Origin of the sequence: Sporomusa sp., assembly GCF_035561255.1 — a bacterium.
GTDB lineage: Bacteria > Bacillota > Negativicutes > Sporomusales > Sporomusaceae > Sporomusa.
The window spans coordinates 1-6,759 of sequence record NZ_DATMXX010000403.1 but is presented as its reverse complement, the minus strand read 5'-3'; the positions used below and the strand labels follow the sequence as shown (position 1 = coordinate 6,759).

At 51.3% G+C, this 6,759-nt stretch carries 9 protein-coding genes; 5 read left to right on the top strand and 4 right to left on the bottom strand.

The window, feature by feature from the left end; all coding sequences use genetic code 11:
- The 4 genes from arsA to VN379_RS23025 form a co-directional block, all read right to left on the bottom strand.
- Positions 1-1,584: arsenical pump-driving ATPase (gene arsA, locus VN379_RS23040; RefSeq protein WP_325538262.1), on the bottom strand; the 1,584-nt coding region annotated here is incomplete at its 3' end.
- Between the two features lie 65 nt (positions 1,585-1,649).
- Positions 1,650-2,042 carry an arsenite efflux transporter metallochaperone ArsD gene (arsD, locus tag VN379_RS23035; protein WP_325538260.1) on the bottom strand — a complete coding sequence of 131 codons (393 nt, stop codon included), beginning with the start codon at positions 2,040-2,042 and terminating at the stop codon, positions 1,650-1,652.
- Between the two features lie 43 nt (positions 2,043-2,085).
- The gene (gene arsM, locus VN379_RS23030; protein ID WP_325538258.1) at positions 2,086-3,318 is read right to left on the bottom strand and encodes an arsenite methyltransferase; all 1,233 of its coding nucleotides are present in this window, start codon (positions 3,316-3,318) and stop codon (positions 2,086-2,088) included.
- A 32-nt stretch (positions 3,319-3,350) separates the two neighbouring features.
- A complete protein-coding gene (locus VN379_RS23025) occupies positions 3,351-3,794 on the bottom strand; it encodes a MarR family winged helix-turn-helix transcriptional regulator (RefSeq protein WP_325538256.1) in 444 nt (147 codons plus the stop codon).
- A gap of 179 nt (positions 3,795-3,973) precedes the next feature.
- Here VN379_RS23025 and VN379_RS23020 point away from each other — a divergent pair, with 179 nt between their 5' ends.
- From VN379_RS23020 to VN379_RS23000, 5 genes are all read left to right on the top strand, one after another.
- Positions 3,974-4,426, top strand: a complete 453-nt coding sequence (locus VN379_RS23020; protein WP_325538254.1) for a MarR family winged helix-turn-helix transcriptional regulator — start codon at positions 3,974-3,976, stop codon at positions 4,424-4,426.
- Positions 4,427-4,483: 57 nt separating this feature from the next.
- Positions 4,484-5,347, top strand: a complete 864-nt coding sequence (locus VN379_RS23015) for a permease (RefSeq protein WP_325538252.1) — start codon at positions 4,484-4,486, stop codon at positions 5,345-5,347.
- Between the two features lie 52 nt (positions 5,348-5,399).
- Positions 5,400-5,759, top strand: coding sequence for a putative zinc-binding protein (locus tag VN379_RS23010; RefSeq protein WP_325538250.1), 360 nt, complete (start codon positions 5,400-5,402; stop codon positions 5,757-5,759).
- Between the two features lie 320 nt (positions 5,760-6,079).
- On the top strand, positions 6,080-6,439 hold the full coding sequence (locus VN379_RS23005; protein ID WP_325538248.1) for a metalloregulator ArsR/SmtB family transcription factor: 360 nt from the start codon (positions 6,080-6,082) through the stop codon (positions 6,437-6,439).
- 88 nt (positions 6,440-6,527) lie between these two features.
- Positions 6,528-6,759, top strand: a 232-nt coding sequence (locus VN379_RS23000) for a hypothetical protein (protein WP_325538246.1), incomplete at its 3' end; no start/stop codon positions are given.

Genomic DNA, 6,759 nt, shown 5'->3' with positions numbered 1-6,759 from the left:
CAGGGAAGCGTTGATGACCCACCATTTGGTGGCAATGCCCGCCCGTTTCAAGTCTTCTTCCAGGCGCAGCGCTTCATAGACCGGTGTGGCTTCAGCCAGGGTAATGATGATGACCTCGGTTTCAGCGGCATTGCGCAGCCGCGGCAGCAGCTTTTTGACCTCTTCGGGGATGTCGCCATGAGAACGCTCGATTTCCTTGTGGTAGCTCTGGGTGGAATCGAGCAGCAACAGTGTGTGGCCGGTTGGGGCGGTATCGATGACAACCACCTGGTCTTCTGCCTTCTCTACAATCTGGGCGAATGCCCGGAAAACAGCAATCTCCTGTGTGCAGGGGGAGCGTAAATCTTCCTCGACATAGGCGATATCTTCAGCAGACATGGTTTCGCGGGCTTTAGCCAGGACTTCGTCCTGGTATTTTTTTAGTTCGTCCTGTTCATCAATGCGGCTTGTTGTGATGTTGGCGGTTTCGCTGATGACGAACTGTAGATGGGCAGCCGGATCAGTTGTGGTCAGGTGCACCTTTTTGCCTCTGGCGGCTAATCCCATGGCAATGGCCGCTGCAATGGTGGTTTTGCCAACACCGCCCTTACCCATGGTGAAGATGACCTTTTTGTTGGAGCTGTACAGGTCGCCGATCACATTGGTAAGCAGGGGAATGTTCTGGGCCTGGAGTTTCTCATTCCGGACAACATAATGATCTTGTGTGAGCAAAGCCCTGACATTGTCGATGCCGGTAATGTTGTAGGCCCGGAGCGGAATCTGGTAGGCGGTAAGGCTTGCTAAAGCCGGCGGCATGGCGGCCAGCGCTTGCTCTTGTTTGTGGTACAAGCTTTCCGATATGCTGTCGTCATAGGCGGCCAGCACGCCGTTGATGACCAGGGCCTGGTTGGTCACGCCGAGGTCGGCCAGTTCCTGTGCCGCCCGCGCCGCTTCCTTGAGCGGTGCGACTTCGGGGCGGGATACCAGAAGGAGTGTGGTTTGTTTTCCGTCGGCCAGTGTTTCCACTGCCTGCTTATACATGGCTTTTTTACTTTCCAAACCGGCAAGCTGACCCAGGCAGGATGCTCCGTGAGTGCTTTCACTGATGAAATTGCTCCAGGCCGAAGGAAGCTGCAGCATGCGTAGGGTGTGACCGGTTGGCGCGGTATCGAATAGGATGTGGTCGTATTGCTGTTGCAGCGCTTCATCGGTAATGAAACGGGAAAATTCATTGAAGGCGGCAATTTCCACCGTGCAGGAGCCGGAAAGCTGTTCTTCCATATGCTGCAGCACGGCGGCGGGCAGTTTGCCCTGATAGGGAGCAAGGACACTTTCCCGGTATTCGGCAGCCGCCTGGATCGGGTCTAAGTTGGCTACCACCAGGCCGGGCACTTCCGGGATGGGCACGCCCTGGCCAGTCAGTTCGGTGCGAAATACGTCCTGCAGGTTGGAAGCAGGGTCGGTACTGATGAGCAACACCTTTTTGCCGCTGTCGGCCAGGGTGACGGCGGTGGCGCAGGCTGTTGAAGTCTTGCCGACGCCGCCTTTGCCGGTATAGAAAAGATATTTGGTCAGCGTGATCTTTTGGGGATTAAACAGTTCCATGGCACTTTACCTCCGTGTTTTAAGGGCATGCCGCGGTGAGTGAAGTGACCGCGCCGGTACGCCGGTTAGCAGCACTTGCCGCCGGAGCAGCCGCAACCGCCTTCATTTTTCGGTTTATCTTTCGCTGTGTCGGGCGCTTCGCCCAGTAGATTGGCCGAGATTTGGAGAATGCTGATAAAATCCTCATTGGCCGGGTAGCGGCCGGTGATCACAATTTCCCCGTCGACGACGGTAACAGGCAGTTGATCGACGCCGTGGGCATTAATCAGCCTGTTGACAGCTTCGTTATTGATAAATTCCATCGGGGCGTCGGTGAGATTAAAGCGGTCGATTTCGATGCCATTTTTCTTTAATGCGTTGAGCACGGCGGAAATTCGCAGCAGTTCGGGGTCAACACCGACACCGCATAAGCCGGTGGGGCAACACATGGCCGGTTCAAAGATTTGCATTTTTTTCATAAACTCATCGCTCCATTTCATTGATTATTTTAGTATGGACACACTATAAATTTTTTTGCATGCAGGTGCTGGTGGCGGGGCATAACGCCGCTAAGGCCGAGTTCTTTAATAGGCTGGCCGGAATATCGTTCCAGGCAATAGGGGTAAAATCCCAGCGGGCGACAAATTGTTCGGCGGTGTTGGTTAAGAGATAGGCGATGGTGGCCCCCGCTTGGCGGGCCAGTTCGAGTGCCTGGGTAACCAATGCGCCGCCCAGGCCCCGTTTACGCCAGTCGCCACTTACGGCCAGTGAACGCAATAAGGCGGTTCCGTCGGCCAGCTCCAGGCCAATGACGCCGGCTACGCCATTTGTATCGGCGATGACGAAGCTGGATAGGTGCTCGGCTATGCCGGCCGTAGGCAGGCCATTAGCAGTCAATAGGCTTTCGATGGCGGGAAGATCATCCGGTTTGGCCGGACGTAGGGTATAGTCAGCGCCTGGCCGGAGTGGGGCAGTTGGTTTTTTTGCCCGGATAAAGGCGCTGATGAGTGCGCCTCTTAGCGCCTGTCGTTCCACTGGTTTCAGGTCAGGCAGGAATTGGGTGGCCCCTTCATCGGTGAAGTCATAGACGCGGGTGGTGACCAGCTCAACGGCGGTAAAGCCGGCGGCCGTCAGTTTACGGCGGTAGTCGTCTGCTTCTAAAGCCCCGGCGACGCAGCCTGACCAGGCGGCCAGATTTTGCTGGATGCCGGGTGGTAGCGATCGCACCAGCACAATGTCGGATATGGCCAGCCGGCCGCCCGGTTTCAGCACCCGGTACGCCTCGGTGAGTACCCGGTCTTTATCGCCCGAGAGATTGATGACGCAGTTGGAGACAATGACGTCAACGGTATTGTCGGGCAGGGGAATGGCCTCAATATGGCCTTGGATAAATTCGGCGTTAGTAACGCCGGCACGGCTTTGATTAGCCCTGGCCGCCGCCAGCATTTCGTCGGTCATATCGAGGCCGTAGGCTTTACCGCCGGGACCGACTCGCCTGGCGGAGAGCAGCACGTCCAGGCCCGCGCCACTACCCAGGTCGAGTACTGTTTCTCCGGCATGCAGCGTTGCCAGGGCGGTGGGATTGCCGCAGCCAAAGGAGGATGCCACGAGGTCCTCGGGCAGTCCGTCTAGTTCACCTGTTTGGTAGAGGTTGCCGGTCACCGGGTTACAGGAGCAGTCACTGCCGCAGCAGCTTTGGCCCTTAGTAATAGCGGCCGCATATTTTTTCCGTACTTGTTCACGAATGGCTTCCATCGATTACCTCCTTATGGGGGATGTTTCTCCGGCTAGCACCAGCGGCCGGCGGGAATGGCCTCAAGCAGGATCTCCAGGCTTTCCAGAACCTGGCTGCGTTTGTTGGCCGGCAGAGCCTGAAAGAGCGTTTCATAGAACTGGGTCATGCTGGCTTCTACTTGATCAAAGAGCTGGCGGCCCGCATCGGTCAGCATGATGGTGATGGCTCGCCGGTTGTCCGGGTCGGTCGTACGGCTGACCAGGCCGTCGGTCACGAGAATCTCAATGTTGCGGCTCATGGTGCTCTTATCCACGCCCAGGCGTTCGGACAGGGTATTGAGGGATGCCGTACCAGCCCAGCCGATTTCCGTTAGGAGGTGGCATTGGGTCAGGGTAATGCCACAGCAGCTTGCTTCGCACTTGGTCATAAGCTCCATCTTGCGGGCTAAGAGCCGCATGTCGTGGCGCAAGGTTTTAATCTGCGATAGGTCGGTCATGGTGAGTTCACCTCCTTATCAGTATTGTATGCTACAATGGTTGTATTATGCAATACGAAAATGTCTTGGAGTAAATTTTTTTTATAGAGCATGCCGAGTGAATGCAGATGGAAAAATTTTTCGAAGTATTACTTGCAAAATGCAACTGATGCTGGTAATATGAGGGCGAGGTGAGGATTTTGGAGATAGAGCAAATCAGGGAGACCTTTCACCTGATGACGCGGCGATTGGGATTAATCGACAAGTGTGGCTGCAAGATTAGTGAACCGGATCTATCAGTTGTTCAGAGCCATATTTTGTATGAAGTCAATAAGCGAAAAGGACCCTCAATGCAGGAAGTAGCCGATGCTCTGGGCATGGATATCACGACATTTAGCAGGCAGGTTCAAACACTGGTGAAGCTGGGGTTAGTGGCTAAAATGGAACAGCCTGAGGATCGACGAGTATATATGCTTTCTTTGACAGAGCAGGGGTCCTGCGCAGTAACGGAGATCAGCGAGCAAATGAACCGCTATTTCCAGGAAGTGTTTTCGTATATGACCGAATTTGAAAAAGAGACCGTTATTCGTTCTATTCATTTGTTAAATAGGAGTTTGGCTCAATCCAGCGTATGCTGTTCACCGGTACGGTGAATTCTTTTTTAGTCATATACTTGCAAAATGCAAGTTATAAGGGAGAGGTGAGGAAATATGTATGAGATCGTTACAACCTTTGCTACACTTATTTTAGAACTATCTGTATTGTTTGTGGGAATTAGTTTTTTGATTAATTTAGTCCAAATTTGGATTCCTTACGACAAGGTCAATATGTGGCTTTCCGGTAAAAACTCTTTTGTTGGTGCGTTGGGGGCGATTGTATTTGCTTTTGTGACCCCCTTTTGTTCTTGCTCTACCATTCCGATTGTTGTGAATTTATTAAATAAGAAGGTTCGGTTTGGTATTGTCATGATTTTTCTGTTTTCTTCACCGATTTTAGATCCAACCATCCTAACACTCATGGTATTTGCCTTGGGATGGAAAGTGGCCACCTTTTATACGCTGATTACCTCTGTGTTATCCATTGTTATCGGATTTGCCCTTGAAAAGATGGGCTTTGAAAATGCAGTGAAGGAGGTAGCCGTACAAAATATCGATGCGACCACGGCGACCTTTAGTGTTGCCACAGCATGGAAAGAGACGATCGACCTTATGAAAGCGGTGTATCCTTACTTGTTATTTGGTGCAGGCATCGGCGCGTTTATTCACGAGGTTGTGCCGACCGAATGGATCTCTACCTATCTGGGCGGCGACTCATGGTGGCTCATTCCCTTGGCGGCGATTGTTGGCATCCCCTTGTATGTCCGCCTATCTGCCATGATCCCCGTATCTCAAATTCTTATTGCTAAAGGAATGAGCGCAGGGGCCGTCATGGCACTTGTTATCAGCTCAGCCGGGGCAAGTATGCCGGAAATCGTAATGTTAAATTCAATCTTTCAAAAAAGACTGGTAGTGGCTTTTATTGGATCGGTTATTTTGATGTCAACTGTTTCGGGATTTCTGTTTTATCTTTTGTAAAACAACAAACGGATTACACTGAGTTAGCAATAATTAAATGGAGGGGAAATATATGGCGTGCAATAATGCGGAACCTAATGAGTTGACCCGGATTCTCTATACTTGTTCTGGGTGCTGTAGCGAGGGAGCGGTAAGTGATAAGGTCGGGCGTAAATTACGGGAGGTAGGTTATGCCCGCTGTGGCACAAGTTGTTTGGCCGGCATCGGTGCAGGGTATCCACGTTTTTTAAAAGCAGCGGCGGAGGCCAGCGAAGTAATCGCCATCGACGGATGCAAAATGGCCTGTGCAAAGATGCTGTTAAAAAAGGCTAACATTACGGCAACGTCGTATGTACTCATGGACATGGGATTCTCAGAGGATCAAGATCAGGAAGCTTTTATCACCGATGTTTGTCAGCGAATCATGACATAATAGTGGCATCTACCGCATACAGGATGAATGTGGAGTACCATTAGATAATGCCAATACTTGTCCCAGTAAAAACGGGAACAAAAGGGCCTCGCTTTCTGAAAAGAGAGGCCCTTCAGCATGATGGGAGTTATGTTAGGTTGATTAATATTCCCATTTAAACGTAATGCTTTAGCAGGTATACCTGTTTCAGTATGAGGACAAGAGCCTTTGGCTGCTGCAACCTAAAAATAGGCAGCGATTCCCTTGACTTATATGCGAAAAATTGCATATAATCATATTGTGAAATCAATGACGCATTAAAAGTGTGTGAGGTGGCTGTAATGGATGTAGTTGAAATAGTGAAGGCTCTGGGTGATGTAACCCGGTTGCGAATTTTGAACTTGCTAAACAAGGAAACACTGTGCGTCTGTGATTTGGAAGAGGTGCTGAAAATCAGTCAGTCTAATGCCTCGCGGCATCTGACCAAGCTCCGCTTTGCCCGCCTGATTACTGGGGAAAAGCAGGCCCAGTGGGTGTATTACCGGGTGGATGAAACCAGTCTGGAGCGGTATCCCTTTGTGAGGGAACTCTTAGCCAAGGAACTGGTGAATGAGCAGGCCTGTCAAAAGGATGAGGTGAGACTGAGAAAGTACAGGGAACTGGGTGGTAGTTGCGAGCGGACGGTGCACATTACAGAGTAATAAAAAGATCTGCAGGAAATATGAATATAGTCAATACAATACAGTGATGCTCAACTTGACTGCTTGTGAATGTATGGGGGGAAGATGGATGAGACGACCCGATAGTGAGGAGGACATCGGCCAAGAGGCCGAGCGTACACTGGCACGTATTACCAAGGAGGGTTACTTGAAGCTGCCGATGTCGCTGACTGCGGAGCAGGCGGCGTTAATAGTTAAGACTGCAGATGGTTACCGGATCAGCCTGCTGGTTCCGGATGTAAAAAAAGTGTACTTGGAGGTTACGACCAAGTGTAACTTTTCCTGTATTACTTGTATTCGCA

What these genes read in the sequence shown, in the direction of transcription:
- VN379_RS23015 (WP_325538252.1), top strand. Translation starts at nt 4,484, where the DNA reads ATGTATGAGATCGTTACAACCTTTGCTACACTTATTTTAGAACTATCT.
- arsD (WP_325538260.1), bottom strand. Translation starts at nt 2,042, where the DNA reads ATGAAAAAAATGCAAATCTTTGAACCGGCCATGTGTTGCCCCACCGGC.
- VN379_RS23010 (WP_325538250.1), top strand. Translation starts at nt 5,400, where the DNA reads ATGGCGTGCAATAATGCGGAACCTAATGAGTTGACCCGGATTCTCTAT.
- VN379_RS23005 (WP_325538248.1), top strand. Translation starts at nt 6,080, where the DNA reads ATGGATGTAGTTGAAATAGTGAAGGCTCTGGGTGATGTAACCCGGTTG.
- arsM (WP_325538258.1), bottom strand. Translation starts at nt 3,318, where the DNA reads ATGGAAGCCATTCGTGAACAAGTACGGAAAAAATATGCGGCCGCTATT.
- VN379_RS23025 (WP_325538256.1), bottom strand. Translation starts at nt 3,794, where the DNA reads ATGACCGACCTATCGCAGATTAAAACCTTGCGCCACGACATGCGGCTC.